Genomic DNA, 17133 nt, shown 5'->3' on the forward strand with positions numbered 1-17133 from the left:
TGTAGTTCCTCCAGCAATGCCCTTGGCAGGGAAGAGAAAAAACCCGCCCGGCGGCAGTCGATCGCGGCGGACACCAGCGCCGCGCCACGAGGGTTGCGGCCGACCGCCCAGGCGTTGTCATAGGCATCCTGCAGGTGTGGGCCGGCCGCCAGATATTCGCCGACGCCGTACTTGTCGGCGTAGCCGAGCGCCTCGGCGATCCGGTCGTCATCTGCCGCCTCCTCGGCCCTCTCCAGCTCCGCGGGGCTGAACAGCCGCTCCAGACGGATCCGATAGGCCTGCTCCACGACCTGGGGGCCTGTTCGCTCAGCGCGCGCTGGCCCCTGTCGGCATCCGCGGCGATCTGTGTCAGCTGGTCGTCTTCGGCGCTGGGCAGCGTGGCCACGATCGCCTTGTGTCCCCTGCCGCCCAGGACGCGGGCGATCTGCGCGGGTGTGATCGCACCGGAGCGCAGAACGTGCTCCAGGTCGTCCAGCCAGAGCACCGCTCGCCTGGATTGACCGATCCGGTCGACGATGGCGGCCACCATGTCCTTCGCGACGCTCTTCTCGCCAGGCACGAACAACTCGTGATCAGGGAGTCGGGCGCGCATCGCCTCGAAGGCCGCCCGCGACTTGCCTGCGGTGGAGTCTCCCACCAGCAGCACGAACTCGCCCCTGCCGAGCCGCTCACGGAGATCGGCGTCGACATCCCGCGGCACGTAGACCGGCACCCGGTCGCCCACCCTTGGCCTGGATTGGAGGCTCCTCGCCGGGGCCGGAGCGGCGGCGTGGACTCCCAGGGCCAGCGGATCCCGCACCTGACGTACTCTCGGCACCCGGCCTGATCTGAGCGTCAACAGGCCGTCAGCGATCTTGAATCGCTGCTCGTCGCCGCGTTGGGCCAGCCGTTTGAAGCGTTCCTGCCAGAGACCGGCCGCCGCGAGCGCCAGCGCCGCGACCAGAGTCCCGGTACCCACGAGCCACGGGTTGCCGACCTTGAAGGCGGTCAGCACCGCCGGAACGGCTCCCACCAGTGCCAGCCCGCCGATCACCGCGGCTATCCGGCCCCGTTCCATCCCACGCCTCCGGCCCGCGAGAGCCCCTCGCCCTCAAACCTCCGTAGATCACAGGAAAACGCACACCGTAGAGCCGCGCCACCGCTTCGACCCATCCGATCCCGATCCAGTGCGCGGCGCGCGCATGGTGGCGGGGATACACCGATCTGTTTTCGCTTCCTCGTCGGAGGCCTAGACTCTTGTCGTGTTCGCAGAAGCCAAGCCCGACAAGGTCCGCGACCGGATCCTCAAGACCGCGGGCGAGCTGTTCTACTTCGAGGGAATCAACGCGACCGGCGTCGACCGGATCAGCGAGGTCGCCGGAGTGTCCAAGCGGAGCCTCTACCAGCGCTTCGCCAGCAAGGACAAGCTTGTAGCCGACTACCTGGCCGTGGCCGGCGCCGCGTTTGTGGACGGCGTCATGCCGCCGGAGGATGACGACACGACGCCTCGCGAGAGGATGCTCGCGGTCTTCTCCAGACTTCAGGCCGAATCCCTCGAGCCGCGCTTTCGCGGCTGTCCCTGTATCAACGCGGCAGCGGAACTGGCGGACGCGGCGCATCCGGCCCGGGCGACGGCCGTGGAGAACAAGCTGTGGCTGCAGGAGTTCTTCACGCGTCAGGCCACTCTTGCCGGCGCTCTCGATCCACACGGCCTCGCCCAGCAGCTCACGATGGTCTTCGACGGTGGGGTGTCCTATGCCCTCGTGCGTAACGCCGCCATTCCTGACAGCTGCTACGCCGCCGCCGAGACCCTCATCGAGGCCCAACTACCGCATTGAGGGCCGGCTGCCACCATCTCAAGCGGTCTTCCAACAGCGGCGGCTTGAACATCCATAAGAGCATCCCCTCCTGAAGCTCGAAGCTTCGGGAGGGTTTTTCTTGCCCGGCCCCGGTTCTGCCGGCCACCCCCGCGTCTCGTCGGCGTGCCCGCTCGTCTGCGCCGTTCCCCGACTTGCCCGAGAAAACAGTCGGTGTACGTTTTCCGAGCAAGGAAACAGATCTGTTTCCTCAGGTTCGTGAAAACGGAGACCGCCATGTCCCAGACCGTCAGCCAGCTGACCGCACCCAACCAGAGCATCGAGGCCGCCAACGGCATCCGATACGCCTACCGCCGCTTCGGCAACACCGAGACCGCGGCCGTGCCGCTGGTCTTCCTCCAGCACTTTCGCGGCAACCTGGACAACTGGGACCCGATCCTGGTCGACGCCATCGCCGCGCGGCGCGAGGTCATCCTCCTCGACAACGTCGGCGTCGGCGGCTCGACCGGTACGGTTCCCAGCACCGTCCAGGAGATGGCGCTGGGCGCTCTGGCGTTCATCGACGCCCTGGGTCTGAAGACCTACGACCTGTTCGGATTCTCCCTCGGAGGGTTCGTCGCCCAGGAAGTGGCACTGATCCGGCCGCCCCAGGTCCGCCGTATCGTCCTGGCCGGCACCGGCCCGCAGGGCGGCAAGGGGTTCCACCTCTGGGCAGGTGAGATCTTGGAAGCGGCGATTCGTGACGAACCGGGGGCCGAAGACCTGCTCACCCTGTTCTTCACACGCAGCGAGAACGGCAAGGCCAAGGGCTGGGAGTTCGTGCTGGATCTTCACCCGGCAGGAGGATCGCGATGAGCCCACCGATCTGTTCACCCGGGACGCCCAGCTCACTGCGATCTCAGCATGGGGCGTCCCGGACGAGAGCCGTCTGATCCGCCTGGCCGCCATCAGCCAGCCGACGCTCGTGGCCAACGGCGAGAACGACCTCATGGTTCCCACCGAGAACACCCATCTTCTCGGCGAAGTCCTTCCGAACTCCAGGGTCGTCATCTACCCCGACGCCGGCCACGGGTTCCTCTTCCAGTACCCGGCCGAGTTCGCCGACGAGGTCAACGACTTCCTGGACCACTGACCTTCCGTACGCAGGGGTCACGGAAGTAGCGGCGCATGATTCAACAGATACTGGGAGGTGTTGTGCCCCCGGTGGGACTCGAACCCACAACGCAGCCCTTTTAAGGGGCTTGCCTCTGCCATTGGGCTACGGGGGCGCCGCGATCATATGTCACGGATCACTCATGTGTAAGCAAGTTACCGTTTAAGCGGCTTCTCCCCCCTCCCTGACCGTGAACGGCCCGGGCGCCGATGGCCCGGTCGAGGAAAAGCAGGCCGTTCAGATGGTCGATCTGGTGCTGGATGCAGCGGGCTTCGAAGGCGTCGGAGCGGATCGTGAGCGGTTCTCCCGTGTACGGCCGCACGCCCCGGACCGTGACGCGTCCGGCCCGGCGTACGTCGGCCGTGAGGCCGGGCACCGACGGACAGCCCTCTCTGGCCACCTCCCATCGGGCGGCCTCTACGATCTCCGGGTTGACGAGCACCAGCTCGCCGGCGCACGACCTGGTCAAAGGATGCCCGGAAACGTCCACACACATGAGCCGCCAGCCGATTCCGAGCTGGGGAGCGGCCAGGCCGCGGCAGCCCGGCAGCCCGCGCATGGCGGCGAGCAGCCGCGACGCGGCGGCGGCGACCTCGGTGTCCTCGGGGTCGACCCGGACCGCGGGACGCGTCAGCACGGGATGCGGCGCGGTGATCACCCCCTCCACCAGCCGGGCGACGCCCGTCCTCTCCATCACATCACCACCGGCTCCGCCGGGTGCAGGGCGACGCGGTATCCGTCCAGGGCGGTCGCGACGCGCCGCATGAGCGAGGCGACGTCGGCGGGAGCCGGGATGCCGACGTCGGCCACGGCGACGAGCAGCTCGCCCGGCGCCCGGGTGGTCAGCGAGGTGATGTCGCAGCCGGCCTCGGCCAGCAGGCCGGTCAGCACCGGAAGCGTCGGCGCCCGGGACGGACCGTGCACGGTGAGCACGTAGGCCAGCCGCTCCGGGGCGTCCGGACCGCGGGACGCCAGGTCGGCGACCGTGACGGTGAGCCCGGGTAACCGGTGCGCCAGCCCTTCCCTGAGCCGATCGGCCCCGTCGGGCGCCGAGGCGACCAGGGTCATCGCGAAACGGCCGCCGAGCGTGATCGCCGCGGAGTCGCCGATCGCGCCGAAATCCGCCAGGGCACGGGTCACGTCGGCGATCGCGCCGGGGCGGTCCCTGCCGACCGCCGTCACCGCGTAGAGCCCCACCTTCGTCCCACCTCCGTCGCAGTCACACGTGGACCGCACCGCCGACGGAAGGGGAGCCGGCATCGTGCCGGGCGCCGATGGCAGGCGTCCCGTCCGGGTCGCCTGCTCCACGGGCTCGGTTATCGCTTGCGGCCACTCTCCGCCGCCGCCCGGAACTCCTGGCGCGGGTTCTCGATCTCGCCCAGCGAGATCGTCTCGCGCTTGAAGAACAGCGACAGCGTCCAGTCGGCCATCACGCGGACCTTGCGGTTCACCGTGGGCACCCGCGACAGATGATACGTCCTGTGCATGAACCACGCCGGGATCCCGCGAAGCTTCACACCGTAGACGTTCGCGACGCCCCGGTGCAGGCCGAGGCCGGCGACCGAGCCGACGTACTTGTGCCGGTACTCCTTCAGCGGCTCGTCCCGCAGGTACGCCGTGATGTTGTCGGCCAGCACCTTCGCCTGCCGTACGGCGTGCTGGGCGTTCGGGGCGCAGTACTTGCCGGGGTTGGTCACGTCGGGCACGCCCGCGATGTCGCCGGCGGCGAAGGCGTCCTTGACGCCCGTGACCGTCAGCTTGGTGGTGGTCATGACGCGGCCACGCTCGTCGACGGGCAGGTCGCTCGCGTTCACGATCACGCTGGGCTTGACCCCCGCGGTCCAGACGATGGTGGCCGACTCGAACTCGTCTCCGTCCGAGGTCTTCACCAGGCCGCCGACGCACGACTGCAGGAAGGTCTTCATCTTGAGCTCGATGCCGCGTTCGCGCAGCTCCACGGCGGTCCACTGGCCCATCTCGGGGCCGACCTCGGGGAGGATGCGGTCGCTGGCCTCGATCAGGACCCAGCGCAGGTCCTTCGTGTCGATGCTCGGGTAGTACTTGACCGCGTCGCGGGTCATGTCCTCGAGCTCGGCGAGGGCCTCGATGCCGGCGAAGCCGCCGCCGACCACGACGAAGGTGAGCGCCCGGCGGCGGACGTCCTCGTCGTTCGAGGACTCGGCGCGGTCGAGCAGGCCGAGCACCCGGTTGCGCAGCGCGATCGCCTCACCGACGGTCTTGAAGCCGATCGCGGCGTCCTCCAGACCGGGGATCGGCAGGGTACGCGAGATCGAGCCGGCCGCCATGACGATGACGTCGTACTCGATCTCCCTCGACTGGCCGACGGCCGGCTCGAAGGTCAGGATCCTCGCCTCGTGGTGGACCTTGGAAACCTTGCCGTTGAGGATGCGGACCTTGGGCAGGATCCGGCGGAGCGGGGCGACCACGTGGCGCGGCGAGATGTTGCCCGCGGCGGCCTCCGGCAGGAACGGCTGATAGGTCATGTAGGACTGCGGGTCGATGATCGTGATGTGCACGCTGCCGTCGCGCAGCTCCCTGCGCAGGCTGCGCTGGAGCCGCAGGCCCGTGTACATGCCCACGTATCCACCGCCGACGATGACGATGTGCTTCGACTTGCGGTTCACCGCGATGCCCTTCACTAGATGCTTGTGAAAGCATTCACAAGGATAGGTCACGGGTGGGCATCGAGGCCAATGCCCAGAGGCCTCAAGAAGAGCGATGTTTCTCACACTCGCAAGCTCATGGCATCCTTCCAGGCAGAAGAAGTAAAGATCTTCTCACCGTGACCGACTTCACATTCGTGAAACGTTTCACAAGCACCTGCGCGCGGCCGGTGCGCGGAGCCTGAGCGGGCTCTACGGGCGCTCTACAGGGGCTCTATCGGGGATCTACCGGTCGCCGGCATCGGCCGTGGTCTCCGTCCCGTCGTCCAGAGAGGACAGAGAGGACGGGGCGGACAGGGCCGCCGCCCGGTTGAAGATCGCGTCGAGCATCGGCGCCGTCACCCGTCCGGTGAAGGTGTTCTGCTGGCTCGGGTGATAGCAGCCGAGCAGCGTCGCGCGCGCCGTGCCGTACGAGATGGGCACCTCCACGCCGTGGCCGAAGGCCGGCCGGCGCGGCGGGAGGAGATAACCGGCCCGGCGCAGCGCGGGCCAGATCGCCTGCCAGGCGAAGCCGCCGAGGGCCACCACGACCCGCACGGAGCCGGCGGTCATCTCGATCTCCCTGGTCAGCCAGGGGAAACAGGTGTCGCGCTCCTCCGGAGTGGGCTTGTTCGCCGGGGGCGCGCAGCGCACCGCCGCGACCATGCGGGCGCCGATCAGCCGCTGGCCGTCACCCGCGTGGACGCTGGTCTCCCGCGCGGCGAAGCCGGTGCGGTGCAGCGAGGCGAACAGCCAGTCGCCGCTGCGGTCTCCGGTGAAGATCCGGCCGGTACGGTTGCCGCCGTGGGCCGCCGGGGCGAGCCCGACCAGGAGCACCCGGGGCTCGTCGTCGCCCCAGCCCGCGATCGGCCGGCCCCAGTAGGTCTCCTCCGCGAAGGACCGCCGCCTGACGTCGGCGACGTGCTCCCGCCACTCCACGAGGCGGGGGCAGGCACGGCACACCGACTCCCGCGCGGTCAGCTCGGCGAGCGTGGGGCTGCCGGCCGCCAGCGCGGCGACCTCGGCGGAGTCGCGGGCCACCGGCGTGTCCGGCCGGGCGGGGTCACCGGGCCAGCCGGTGCCGGGAGGAACGGAGCTCATGGTCCCGATCGTGCCACCCCCGACGGGCCCGCCGGGGGCGACCCCCACGCCCCCTGTGCCCCTACGACTTCGGCGTCCCGGACGACCCAGACTCGGACGGCCCAGGCTCAGCCGACCCAGACTCGGACGGCCCAGGCTCCGCGGAGGGCGACGGCGTCGCAGACGCGTCTGCGGCCGAGGGTGTGACCGAGGGGGCGGCCGACGGGCTCGCCGACGGGGTCGGGCCGGTGGGCACACATCCGGGTCCTCCCGGCTTCGGCCGTGGCCATTCTCCGGCCCCGAAGGAGCTCAGGGGCAGCGGGTACGCGTTGCGGATGGGCGGCTCGCCCTCACACGGCACGATCACCGACTGCCCGAACATCTCCGGGTTCACGATGATCGGCCGGCCGTCCTGGTCGTAGAGCCGCACATCGTGCAGCGGGGTGCCGTCCGCCGCGTACGGAAGGATGTTGTAGACCTCGTCGCCGAGGCCGGCCGCGTTGTCCACCCAGACCCTGCCCATCTGCGGAGAGGCGAAGGTCACCTCCTGCGCGTCGGGCCGGTCCCACGAGGTGAGGAGGACGAGCAGCAGCAGCGCGGCCAGCGCGTCGGCACCGGTCAGCAGCGTCCGGCGCCAGCGCCGCTCCCGCAACCGGGGCCGCCGGCCCAGCCAGACCGATCCGCACGCCAGGACGACCACCAACACCCACCCCGCGAGGTCGCCGGGGATGGGCCCGCCGCGGCCGATCATGCCGAGCAGGGCCAGGGCGACGACGTATCCGCGCACGAGCCACCACGCGGGCCGCAGCTCCGGCCAGAAGGCGACGACCTCGCGGTACGCCGGCAGCCCGAGCAGTCGCCCGTGCGCCGCGCGGATCAGGCCGGTGGCCCAGGCCCAGGGACCCCCGCGACGGGGACGGGTGGTCGTGGGCCGGCCCCCGTAGGCGGCCCGCAGTTCCGCCGCGTAGGACTCGGGTGGGCCCAGCCGTTCCTCCAGGGGCATGCCAGACTCCGACGCGATCTCCGCCAGGTGGTCGTCGAGGTCGTCGAGCAGTTCCTCCCGGTCGTCCGGGGGCAGGTCGGCGAGGGCCGCGCGCACGGCGTCCGCGTACTCACCTGGGGTCATGGGGGGCTTCGTCATGGGGCGGCATCCTTGAGGAGGTCGTTCATGGTCGCGGCGAATGAGGTCCACGTCGACGCCGACGAGGCGAGGCGCGCCCGGCCCACGTCGTTGAGCCCGTAGTACTTGCGGTGCGGCCCCTCGTCAGAGGCGACGACGTAGGAGGTGAGAGCGCCCGCCTTGAACAGGCGCCGGAGCGTGCCGTACACCGAGGCGTCGCCGATGTCCTCAAGCCCCGCCTCGCGCAGCCGCCGCACCACGTCGTAGCCGTAGCCGTCGCGCTCGGCGAGCACGGCCAGGACGGCGAGGTCGAGGACCCCTTTCAGAAGCTGGCTGCTGTCCACGCATCGCACAGTACTACGCAATGCACAGTAGCGGCAACGGGACAGCGGAGCCGCCCCCCTCAGCGGTCGAGGAGGCGGCCGGGGAATCGGAAACGGAGGACGCGAGCGAGGACCGGGGAACGGTCAGACGAGCGACCAGGCGATGCCGTCGAGGATGTCGTGCTCGCTCACCACGACCTCGGCGAAGCCGTACCGCCGCACGATCCGGTCGAGGATCAGCGCGCCCGCGCCGATGACGTCGACCCGGCCCGGGTGCATCACGGAGATGGCGGCCCGCTCGTCGTGGGTCATCTCCAGCAGCCGCGCGGAGATCTCGTGGACCCGGTCCGCCGCGATCCGCGCGTGATGGATCGCCGCGGGGTCGTAGGCGCCGAGATCGAGGGCGATCCCGGCCACGGTGGTGACGGAGCCCGCCAGCCCGACCAGTGTGCGGGCGCGCCGCACCGGCACGGCCGCCTCGACGCGGTCGATGGCCGCCTCGATGTCGGCCACCGCCGCCCGGACGGCGTCCTCTCCGGGCGGGTCGTCGCGCAGGTGCCGCTCGGTGAGCCGGACGCAGCCGATGTCGACCGACAGCGCCCCCTCGACCGCGTCGGAGCCGACGACGAACTCGGTCGAGCCGCCGCCGATGTCGACGACCAGGTAGGGCGCGGCGTCGCCCAGGCCGGGGGCGAGGCCCCGGGTGGCGCCCGTGAAGGACAGCCGGGCCTCCTCGTCGCCGCTGACGACCTCGGGGTCGACGCCGAAGATCTCCCGCACGCCCGTGACGAAGTCGTCGCGGTTGGCGGCGTCGCGGGTGGCCGAGGTCGCGACCACGCGGACCGGCATCGGGCCGTCCGGAGCAGCGTGCTGAGCGATCAGCTTCGCGTAGCCGCGCATCGCGCCGAACGTGCGCTCCAGCGCCTCGGGCGCGAGCCGCCCGGTGCGGTCGACGCCCTGCCCGAGCCGGACGATCTCCATCCGCCGCTCGACGTCCGTCAGCTCGCCATCCGTCTCGCCGCGGGAAGCAGTGGAGGCATCGGCGACGTCGGCGATCAGCAGGCGCACCGAGTTGGTCCCGCAGTCGATCGCCGCGACACGCGTCATGACCGGCCCTTTCCGGACCGCACCGCGTGCCGCCCTTCCGGCTGTTCGCCCGGCTCGTCTTCGCCCGGTATGGCCACGCACGGCCCGTCCGCCCACCACTCGGGCAGCGCGTCGAGCGCCTCCCGGCCGAGCGGGTTGGCGCCGGGCGCGGCCAGCTCGTGGGCGACCAGCGCGTGCAGGCACTTCACCCGGTCGGGCATGCCGCCCGCGGTCTGCGTTCCGCGCGGCAGCGGCTCCATGCCCTCCTCGCGCGCGGCCCGGTCACGCCGCTCGATGTAATCCTCGTGGGCCGCGAGATAGGCGGCGGCCAGCTCCGGGTCGTCCGCCAGCCGGGCCTGCATCCGCTTCATCAGGCCCGACGACTCCAGCGTGCCGATTGCGGAGGCCGCCTTCGGGCAGGTCAGGTAGAACAGCGTGGGGAACGGCGAGCCGTCGGGCAGCCGGGGCGCCGTCTCCAGCACGTCGGGCAGGCCGCACGGGCAGCGGTGCGCCACCGCGCGCACGCCCCGTGGGGGCCGGCCGAGCTGGGCCTCCGCCGCCGCCAGGTCAGCCTGGTCCGTCACCCTCGCGCTCCTCGCCGTCTCTCGCCGTTCTCGCCGTTCGATGATCTGCCGAATTCCGTCAGCGGGCCGCCTGCACCGCGCCCCGGCCCTGGTCGGCGGCCTGGACGGACTGCCACAGCGTCACATACCACGCGGGCTTGGCGGGCTGCTCGTCTCCGGCCCGAGCCGTGCTCGTGCCGGAGTTCTGGTCGAGGACCACATAGCACTTCGCGCCGGGCTCGCAGTAGTGCAGCCGCTCCTTGGCCAGGCGCTTGACGTACTCCGGGTCCTCCAGCTGCCTGCGCCGCTCCTCCAGCCGCTGGAGCCGGTCGAGCGCCCGCGACTGCTGCGCCTCAAGCTGCGCGATCTGCCGCCGCTGGGCGACGTACTCGCGCACGGGGTAGGCGAGGCTCATGGCGATCGCGCACACGACCACCGCCAGGATCGCCGCGCGTCCGGTCAGCTGCGGCCGCTTCGCCACCGACAACCACCCCTTCCGTACGGTCCGACCGCCGGCGCCCCGCGCCACCCCTGCGTCGTCCGGCGCCTTCCGGCGCCCGTCCCGTTACCGCTTGAAGCGGGGGAACGCGGCGCGACCGGCGTACCGCGCGGCGTCGTCGAGCTGCTCCTCGATGCGCAGGAGCTGGTTGTACTTGGCCACCCGGTCGGAGCGGGCCGGGGCACCGGTCTTGATCTGACCGCAGTTGACGGCCACCGCCAGGTCGGCGATCGTCGTGTCCTCGGTCTCGCCGGACCGGTGGCTCATCATGGTGCGGTAGCCGCTGCGGTGGGCCAGGTCGACCGCGTCGAGGGTCTCCGAGAGCGTGCCGATCTGGTTGACCTTCACCAGCAGCGCGTTGGCCGCGCCGTCGCGGATGCCGCGCTCGAGCCGCTCGGGGTTGGTCACGAAGAGGTCGTCGCCGACGATCTGGACCTTGGCGCCGAGGGAGGTGGTGATGGCCTTCCAGCCCGCCCAGTCCTCCTCGTCCAGCGGGTCCTCGATCGAGACGAGCGGGTAGGAGTCGACGAGGTCCTCGTAGAACGCGATGAGCTCCTCGGCCGACAGGCCCTTGCCGTCGATCGTGTAGACGCCGTTGGAGTGGAACTCGGTGGCGGCCACGTCGAGCGCGAGCGCGATGTCCTCGCCGGGGGTGAAGCCGGCCCGCTCGATCGCGACCAGGATCAGGTCGAGGGCGTCGCGGTTGGACGGCAGGCTCGGCGCGAAGCCGCCCTCGTCGCCGAGGCCGGTGGCGTAGCCCTTCTCCTTCAGCACGCTCTTCAGGGTGTGGTAGGTCTCCGCACCCATCCGGACGGCCTCGGAGAACGACTCGGCGCCGATCGGCGCGATCATGAACTCCTGGATGTCCACGTTGGAGTCGGCGTGCGCGCCGCCGTTCAGGATGTTCATCATCGGCACGGGCAGCACGTGGGCGTTCGGGCCGCCGACGTAGCGGAACAGCGGCAGCTCGGCGCTGACGGCCGCGGCCTTGGCCACGGCGAGCGACACGCCCAGGATGGCGTTGGCGCCGAGGCGGGCCTTGTTCGGCGTGCCGTCCAAGTCGATCATGGTCTGGTCGATGAGGCGCTGCTCCTCGGCGTCGAAGCCGACGACCTCCTCGGCGATCTCGTCGGTCACACCGAGGACCGCCTTCTCGACACCCTTGCCGAGATAGCGCTTCTTGTCACCGTCGCGCAGCTCGACGGCCTCGAACTGGCCGGTGGAGGCACCACTCGGAACGGCGGCACGACCGGTGCTGTAGTCGTCCAGCCGGACCTCGACCTCGACCGTGGGGTTGCCCCGGGAGTCGAGGATCTCTCGGGCGGTGACGGTCTCGATGGCAGCCACGAACGCTCCTAGGAAAATCACGGGCGGTTTGCCACCCGAGCCTATCGGTCCCTCCCCTCCGCCAGTGCGGAGGGCTTCCCGTTCACGGCGTGCCGCGCGCGGCGGCCTCCGACTCCCACTGCTCCACCCGGCGCCGGTACTCCCGGGCCGCGGCCCGCAGCTCGGCCTCCGGGTCGATTCCGGCGTCCCCGGCCTGCCGTACGAGGTCGAACAGGCGCGCCCCGGCGGACCCGGGGAGATCATCGGCGAGCTCGGCGGGGGCGTCGGCGCGGCCGGCCCGGCGCAGGAGCTGGGCCGCGAGCGACAGCGCCGGCTGTCCCATCGGCACCCCGCTCAGCACGGAGCCCGTCTCGCCCTTGGCGGCCCGCTCGGCCGCCTTGATCGTCTCCCAGTTGTCGCTGACCTCGCCCGCCCCGGACACCGTCACGCCGGAGAACACGTGGGGGTGGCGGCGGACCAGCTTCTCGACGATCCCGGCGGCGACGTCGTCGATGTCGAACCCGTCACCGTCAGCCTCGCCCGCGACCTCCCCCGGAGTCAGGCGCTCCTGGGCGAGCCGGGCGTGGAACACCACCTGGAGCAGCAGGTCGCCGAGCTCCTCCCGCAGGGCCGGGTAGTCGCCCTGGTCGATGGTCTCCAGCACCTCGTAGGCCTCCTCGACGAGGTAGGGCACGAGGGACTCGTGGGTCTGCCCCTGGTCCCAGGGGCACTCGCGGCGCAGCCGGTCCATCACCTGGACCAGGTCGAGCAGCCGCGCCCCGGGCAGGTCGTACGAACCGGGCACCACCTCGATGACCGGCGGCTCGTCGAGGGCGATCGCGGCGTGGCCGACCGCCCGCATCAGGTCCTCGTCGCCGTCCTGCGCGGCCAGCCACACCACCGTCTCCGTACGGCTGTCGCGCGCGAGGGCCGCCGGGTCGGGCGTGACCGTCTCGACGGCGACGCCCGCCTCGTCCAGGTACGGCAGGTATGGGTGATCGGCCGAGCCGGTGAGCACCCGGCCCCGGCTCAGCACGGCCCAGGCCGCCGGCGTCAGCAGCCCGGGGGCCACCCGGGGCGACGTCGTCACCACGATCAGCGGCATGGGACCGCGGATCAGCCGGCGGGAGCGGCGTCCGGCGGGGCGGCGCCGTCGGGCGGGGGCGCGCCGTCGCCGGCCTCCGGCATGCCCGCGGCCGGGGCCTGCGGGGCCTCGGCGGCGATCCCGAAGCGGTCGTCGGGTACGAACCCCTGCTGCGGGTCGAACTTGCCGTAGCGCGGGCTGTACTTCACCGGCACGGCCGCTTCGGCCTCCTGCGTCAGCTTCTGCAGCGCCGCCTGCTGGCTCTGCTGGTCGGCGCCGGCGCCCTCCTGCTGGGCCAGCTTCTGCCGGATGAGCACCGAGCGGACGGCCTCGCGGCCCTCGTCGAGCGGGATGCCGCTGGCCAGCAGGACCTTGTCGAACTGGGCCTGCCCGCCCTGCGCGTTGACCACGTCGTCGATCTCGCGGTCGGTGACGGTCACGCCCTTGCTGCGGCCCAGCTCCAGGAACTGACGGCTGTTGACCATGTTCAGCAGGATCATCTGCGGCAGCGGGAGCTGGAGGCCGAGCTGGTCCTCGGTCATCTTGTTGGCAGCCAGGTCCTTGCGGAACTCCTGGATCTGGTCGTCCAGCTGGCTGGAGGTGATGCGCTCCTTGCCCACGATGGCCGCGGAGCCGGCCTGCACGGGGCCGCAGGCGCTCAGCGCGGCGCACGCCGCGGCAAGCAGGGCGACGGCGCCCACTCGATACGACTTCACGAACGATCCTCCCGACGACACCGGCCAGGCAATTGTGCCGAATTCCTGCGTTCCCGCAATTTCGATCCGCGGGTCACTGTACCCGTACGGGTTCGAGGAACATGGCCTCGACCAGGTCCCCACACCATTTGAGCAGTTCCAGGTCGCGCAGCGGCTGCCCGCCGATGGGCCGGGTCTTCGGCACCGGCACCAGAAGGATCTCGCTCGCCTGCTTGTGGATGGACTTCGGGTAGAGCCGCTGGAGGCGCACCTGCTGGGAGTCCCTCAGCGTGACCGGCGCGAACCTGATCTGCTGCCCCTGCAACGTCACGTCCGTGAGACCCGCCTTGCGGGCCCTGATCCGGAACCTGGCCACCTCCAGCAGGTTCTCCACCTCCTGCGGAGGCCGGCCGTACCGGTCGGTCAGCTCGTCGCGGACGGCGACGATGTCGTCCTCGGAACCGACCGCGGCGATCCGCCTGTACGCCTCCAGCCGGAGCCGCTCGGACGTCACGTAGTCGTGCGGGACATGGGCGTTGATCGGCAGCTCGACCTTGACGTCCGGCCGTTCCTCGACCTGCTCCGCCCCCGTGAGCTTGGACTTCTGCTCCTGGACGGCCTCGGCCATCATCCGGACGTACAGGTCGAAGCCGACGCCCGCGATGTGGCCCGACTGCTCGGCGCCCAGGATGTTGCCGGCGCCGCGGATCTCCAGGTCCTTCATCGCGACATACATGCCGGCGCCCATCTCGGTGTGCTGGGCGATCGTGGCGAGCCGCTCGTGGGCGGTCTCGGTGAGCGGCGACTCCGGCGGATAGAGGAAGTAGGCGTAGCCGCGCTCGCGCCCCCGGCCGACCCGGCCCCGCAACTGGTGCAACTGGGACAGGCCGTAGTTGTCGGCGCGGTCGACGATCAGCGTGTTGGCGTTGGGCACGTCCAGGCCCGACTCCACGATCGTGGTGCTCACCAGCACGTCGAAGTTGCGCTCCCAGAAGTCCACCATGATCTTTTCGAGCTGGGTCTCGTTCATCTGGCCGTGCGCGACGGCGATCCGCGCCTCCGGCACCAGCTCGTGCAACCGGGCGGCGACCTTGTCGATCGTCCGCACCCGGTTGTGCACGAAGAACGTCTGGCCGTCGCGCATCAGCTCGCGCCGGATCGCCGCGGCGATCTGCTTCTCGTCGTACGGGCCGACGAACGTGAGGATGGGGTGGCGCTCCTCGGGCGGCGTGAGGATGGTGGACATCTCCCGGATGCCGGTGAGGCCCATCTCCAGGGTGCGCGGGATCGGCGTGGCCGACATCGCGAGCACGTCGACCTGGGTGCGCATGTGCTTCATGGCCTCCTTGTGCTCGACGCCGAACCGCTGCTCCTCGTCCACGATGATCAGCCCGAGGTCCTTGAACCTGACCTCGGGCGACAGCAGCCGGTGGGTGCCGATGACCACGTCGACACCGCCCGTGCGGAGACCCTCTAGCGTCTCCTTCACATCGCCGTCCGTCTGGAACCGGGAGATCGGCTTCACCGTCACGGGGAAGCTGGCGAACCGCTCGCCGAACGTCGACAGGTGCTGCTGCACCAGCAGGGTCGTCGGCACGAGCACCGCCACCTGTTTGCCGTCCTGCACCGCCTTGAAGGCAGCCCGCACCGCGATCTCGGTCTTGCCGTAGCCGACGTCGCCGCAGATCAGCCGGTCCATCGGGACCGCGCGCTCCATGTCGCGCTTGACCTCGTCGATCGCCTCGAGCTGGTCGCCCGTCTCGGCGTACGGGAAGGCGTCCTCCATCTCCCGCTGCCACGGGGTGTCGGAGCCGAAGGCGTGACCGGGCGAGGCCATCCGGGCCGAGTAGAGCCGGATCAGCTCGCCCGCGATCTCCCGCACGGCCTTGCGCGCCCGCGTCTTGGCCTTGGCCCAGTCGGCGCCGCCCATGCGGTTGAGCGTGGGCGCCTCGCCGCCGACGTAGCGGGTGACCTCGTCGAGCTGGTCGGTCGGGACGTAGAGCCGGTCGCCCCTGGCGTACTCGATGACCAGATACTCCCGGGTGGCGCCCTGCACCGTGCGCTGCACCATCTCGACGTACCGGCCGACGCCGTGCTGCTCGTGGACGACGTGGTCGCCGACCTGGAGCTGCAGCGGGTCGACCATGTTGCGCCGCCGGGACGGCAGGCGCCGCATGTCCTTGGTCGACGCCTTCTGCCCGACCAGGTCGAGATGGGTCACCACCGCGACGTCCGGGGTGACGAAGCCGTGATCGACCCGGCCGGTGGTGACCTGCACGACGTCGCGCGCCGGCGGCCCGCCGAGCGACGGCACCAGCCGGGCGGCGACGTCGACGCCCCTGAGCAGCTCGACCATGCGTTCCGCCGGGCCGTGCCCCTCGCTCAGCATCACCACGGCCTTGCCCGCGCCGAGCCAGCCCTTGATGTCGGCGAGCGCCCGCTGGGTGTCCCCGCGGTACGCCTCGACGTCCTGGACGTCCAGCTCGGCGCCCTCGCCGAAGGGCGCGATGCCCCACCACGGCTGGCCCAGCTCGCGGGCGTGGTCGCGCACCTCCTCAAGGGTGCGGAACGCGGCCGCCTCCAGGTCGATCGGCGCCACCCCGCCCGCCGCGGCGGCGATCCACGACGCCTCCATGAACTCCTGGCTGGTCCGCACCAGCTCGACCGCCCGGCTGCGGATGCGCTCGGGGTCGCAGACGAACACGGCCGACCGCACCGGAAGGTGATCGATCAGCAGGTCCATCGACCCGGCGAGCACAGGGGCGAACGCCTCCATGCCCTCCACCGGCACACCCTCGGCGAGCTGGTCGAGCACCTCCTTCAGGGCCGGATACTCGTCCCCCAGCTCCCGCGCCCGCCGCCGTACGTCGTCGGTGAGCAGCAGCTCCCGGCACGGCGCGGCGAACAGGCCCTCCTGCGCCACCTCAAGGGACCGCTGGTCGGCCACCTTGAACCAGCGGACCTCCTCGATCGTGTCGCCCCAGAACTCCAGCCGCAGCGGGTGCTCCTCGGTGGGCGGGAAGACGTCGAGCAGCCCGCCGCGCACGGCGACCTCGCCCCGCTTCTCCACCATGTCGACCCGGTGATAGCCGTTCTGGACGAGCCGGGCGAGCACATCCTCAAGGTCGGCCTCGTCGCCCGCGCGCAACCGGACCGGCTCCAGGTCGCCGAGACCGGAGACGATCGGCTGCAGCAGCGAGCGGACCGGCGCCACGACGATCCGCAGCGGCCCGGCGGCCGGGTCTCCGGCGATCGGGTGGGCGAGCCGGCGCAGCACGGCCAGGCGCTGCCCCACGGTGTCGCTGCGCGGCGACAGACGCTCGTGGGGAAGGGTCTCCCAAGCGGGGAAGACGGCGACCGACGTCTCGTCGACGAGGCTGGTCAGGGCGGCGGCCAGGTCCTCGGCCTCCCGGCCCGTCGCGGTGATCGCGAGCACGGGACGCCCGCGCGACAGCGCGGCCACGGCGAACGGCCGCAGCGCGGGCGGCGCGACCAGGTCCGAACCCGGGTCGGCGGGTTGCCTGGCCGCCTCGAGCGCGGCGGCGAGCTTCGGTTCAGCGGAGACGAGGTCGAGCAGTCCGGAAAGAGACATTGATGCCTTCAGAGCCCCACGACGGCAAGCGAAAGCGGCCCCGAACGGGCCGGGATACCAAGGCTACGCCCGTCGACCGGTGCCCCGCCCCCCGAGCCCGCGCCCCGTAGTGGCCGGATCAGGTCCGATCAGACCGCGCTCGGCTTACGCCGG

General features: G+C 71.1%; 17 protein-coding genes and 1 tRNA gene. 4 read left to right on the plus strand and 14 right to left on the minus strand.

The annotated features are described in order from the left end of the window. Positions 1–394 precede the first annotated feature (394 nt). The 4 genes from JOL79_RS25700 to JOL79_RS34480 all read left to right on the plus strand — a co-directional run bounded on the left by JOL79_RS25700 (position 395) and on the right by JOL79_RS34480 (position 2928). Positions 395–826 carry a hypothetical protein gene (locus JOL79_RS25700; RefSeq protein WP_210158455.1) on the plus strand — a complete coding sequence of 144 codons (432 nt, stop codon included), beginning with the start codon at positions 395–397 and terminating at the stop codon, positions 824–826. Between the two features lie 415 nt (positions 827–1241). Continuing rightward, positions 1242–1817: a TetR/AcrR family transcriptional regulator gene (locus JOL79_RS25705; protein ID WP_210158456.1), complete on the plus strand. Its 576-nt coding sequence runs from the start codon at positions 1242–1244 to the stop codon at positions 1815–1817. Positions 1818–2072: 255 nt separating this feature from the next. After that, positions 2073–2651, plus strand: coding sequence for an alpha/beta hydrolase (locus JOL79_RS25710; RefSeq protein ID WP_210158457.1), 579 nt, complete (start codon positions 2073–2075; stop codon positions 2649–2651). Next, entirely contained in the window at positions 2536–2928 is a 393-nt protein-coding gene (locus JOL79_RS34480; protein WP_210158458.1) for an alpha/beta fold hydrolase, read from the plus strand. The genes JOL79_RS25710 and JOL79_RS34480 overlap by 116 nt, the downstream gene beginning before the upstream one ends. Positions 2929–2991: 63 nt before the next feature. On the opposite strand, the gene JOL79_RS25720 is transcribed toward JOL79_RS34480, so the two are convergent. The 14 genes from JOL79_RS25720 to mfd form a co-directional block, all read right to left on the minus strand. Next, positions 2992–3064, minus strand: a tRNA-Leu gene (locus JOL79_RS25720). Positions 3065–3085: 21 nt separating this feature from the next. Then, complete coding sequence (locus JOL79_RS25725) at positions 3086–3643, minus strand: peptide deformylase (protein WP_210158459.1); 558 nt, start codon at positions 3641–3643, stop codon at positions 3086–3088. Further along, positions 3643–4146: a glycine cleavage system transcriptional repressor gene (locus tag JOL79_RS25730; protein WP_210158460.1), complete on the minus strand. Its 504-nt coding sequence runs from the start codon at positions 4144–4146 to the stop codon at positions 3643–3645. Before JOL79_RS25730 ends, JOL79_RS25725 begins: the two co-directional genes overlap by 1 nt. Before the next feature lie 119 nt (positions 4147–4265). Continuing rightward, a complete protein-coding gene (locus JOL79_RS25735) occupies positions 4266–5543 on the minus strand; it encodes an NAD(P)/FAD-dependent oxidoreductase (RefSeq protein ID WP_230985487.1) in 1278 nt (425 codons plus the stop codon). Positions 5544–5858: 315 nt separating this feature from the next. Then, positions 5859–6713 carry a uracil-DNA glycosylase gene (locus JOL79_RS25740; protein ID WP_210158462.1) on the minus strand — a complete coding sequence of 285 codons (855 nt, stop codon included), beginning with the start codon at positions 6711–6713 and terminating at the stop codon, positions 5859–5861. Positions 6714–6774: 61 nt separating this feature from the next. Further along, the gene (locus JOL79_RS25745; protein WP_210158463.1) at positions 6775–7833 is read right to left on the minus strand and encodes an HAAS signaling domain-containing protein; all 1059 of its coding nucleotides are present in this window, start codon (positions 7831–7833) and stop codon (positions 6775–6777) included. Next, on the minus strand, positions 7830–8156 hold the full coding sequence (locus JOL79_RS25750; protein ID WP_210158464.1) for a PadR family transcriptional regulator: 327 nt from the start codon (positions 8154–8156) through the stop codon (positions 7830–7832). The genes JOL79_RS25745 and JOL79_RS25750 overlap by 4 nt, the downstream gene beginning before the upstream one ends. A gap of 123 nt (positions 8157–8279) precedes the next feature. Continuing rightward, a complete protein-coding gene (locus JOL79_RS25755) occupies positions 8280–9242 on the minus strand; it encodes a Ppx/GppA phosphatase family protein (protein ID WP_210158465.1) in 963 nt (320 codons plus the stop codon). Next, entirely contained in the window at positions 9239–9805 is a 567-nt protein-coding gene (locus tag JOL79_RS25760; protein ID WP_210158466.1) for a DUF501 domain-containing protein, read from the minus strand. The genes JOL79_RS25755 and JOL79_RS25760 overlap by 4 nt, the downstream gene beginning before the upstream one ends. Before the next feature lie 58 nt (positions 9806–9863). Beyond that, positions 9864–10265: an FtsB family cell division protein gene (locus JOL79_RS25765; protein WP_210158467.1), complete on the minus strand. Its 402-nt coding sequence runs from the start codon at positions 10263–10265 to the stop codon at positions 9864–9866. 84 nt (positions 10266–10349) lie between these two features. Then, a complete protein-coding gene (gene eno / locus JOL79_RS25770; RefSeq protein ID WP_210158468.1) occupies positions 10350–11630 on the minus strand; it encodes a phosphopyruvate hydratase in 1281 nt (426 codons plus the stop codon). A gap of 82 nt (positions 11631–11712) precedes the next feature. Then, positions 11713–12714 carry a nucleoside triphosphate pyrophosphohydrolase gene (locus JOL79_RS25775; RefSeq protein WP_210158469.1) on the minus strand — a complete coding sequence of 334 codons (1002 nt, stop codon included), beginning with the start codon at positions 12712–12714 and terminating at the stop codon, positions 11713–11715. A gap of 11 nt (positions 12715–12725) precedes the next feature. Continuing rightward, entirely contained in the window at positions 12726–13409 is a 684-nt protein-coding gene (locus JOL79_RS25780) for a SurA N-terminal domain-containing protein (RefSeq protein WP_210158470.1), read from the minus strand. A gap of 73 nt (positions 13410–13482) precedes the next feature. Beyond that, a complete protein-coding gene (gene mfd / locus JOL79_RS25785) occupies positions 13483–16980 on the minus strand; it encodes a transcription-repair coupling factor (RefSeq protein ID WP_210158471.1) in 3498 nt (1165 codons plus the stop codon). Positions 16981–17133 lie beyond the last annotated feature (153 nt).

The sequence above is a fragment of the Microbispora oryzae genome (assembly GCF_017896165.1).
GTDB classification, from domain to species: Bacteria; Actinomycetota; Actinomycetes; order Streptosporangiales; family Streptosporangiaceae; genus Microbispora; species Microbispora oryzae.

What these genes read in the sequence shown, in the direction of transcription:
- JOL79_RS25710 (WP_210158457.1), top strand. Translation starts at nt 2,073, where the DNA reads ATGTCCCAGACCGTCAGCCAGCTGACCGCACCCAACCAGAGCATCGAG.
- JOL79_RS25725 (WP_210158459.1), bottom strand. Translation starts at nt 3,643, where the DNA reads ATGGAGAGGACGGGCGTCGCCCGGCTGGTGGAGGGGGTGATCACCGCG.
- JOL79_RS25735 (WP_230985487.1), bottom strand. Translation starts at nt 5,543, where the DNA reads ATGTACACGGGCCTGCGGCTCCAGCGCAGCCTGCGCAGGGAGCTGCGC.
- JOL79_RS25740 (WP_210158462.1), bottom strand. Translation starts at nt 6,713, where the DNA reads ATGAGCTCCGTTCCTCCCGGCACCGGCTGGCCCGGTGACCCCGCCCGG.
- JOL79_RS25745 (WP_210158463.1), bottom strand. Translation starts at nt 7,833, where the DNA reads ATGACGAAGCCCCCCATGACCCCAGGTGAGTACGCGGACGCCGTGCGC.
- JOL79_RS25755 (WP_210158465.1), bottom strand. Translation starts at nt 9,242, where the DNA reads ATGACGCGTGTCGCGGCGATCGACTGCGGGACCAACTCGGTGCGCCTG.
- JOL79_RS25775 (WP_210158469.1), bottom strand. Translation starts at nt 12,714, where the DNA reads ATGCCGCTGATCGTGGTGACGACGTCGCCCCGGGTGGCCCCCGGGCTG.
- mfd (WP_210158471.1), bottom strand. Translation starts at nt 16,980, where the DNA reads ATGTCTCTTTCCGGACTGCTCGACCTCGTCTCCGCTGAACCGAAGCTC.